Consider the following 414-nt stretch of genomic DNA (forward strand, 5'->3'; position numbering starts at 1 on the left):
TAGACTTGCGCATCTCGTCCGGAGAGCTTCGCGACGGCACCCGCTTCTTCTGTTGGAATGATCGCATAGTGATCGCTAACCTTCGCCGGATTAACGTAACGTTTATCGTTAGCTGGATTTTTCGTCAGGACATCCTTGATTGGACTATATTCCGCTTGCTTCAGTAACCGATCAAGAATGACCGGGAACTGTCCCGCCTCCTCTTTCGTTACGAAGGAAGAGTCCGTTCGTGGATAACTGATCCAACCACGGATATAGAGTTTTTGCGCGATATCGAGCGTCTCTTTTGCACCGAGACCAAACCGTCGGCTCGCTTCTGTTTGTAAGAGCGACAAACTGAACCAAAACGGTGGACGTTCCGTCTGACGTTTTTTTTCGATTGATGCGACGACTCCGGTTCCTTTCGTCCGATCC

At 50.0% G+C, this 414-nt stretch carries 1 protein-coding gene; it reads right to left on the reverse strand.

Annotated features, from left to right (window positions below):
• The coding region (locus B3M90_RS05285; protein WP_290782867.1) for a DNA topoisomerase at nucleotides 1-414 on the reverse strand (414 nt) is incomplete at both ends.

This window comes from Exiguobacterium sp. UBA6309 (assembly GCF_002439205.1).
In the GTDB taxonomy this organism is placed as follows: domain Bacteria; phylum Bacillota; class Bacilli; order Exiguobacteriales; family Exiguobacteriaceae; genus Exiguobacterium_A.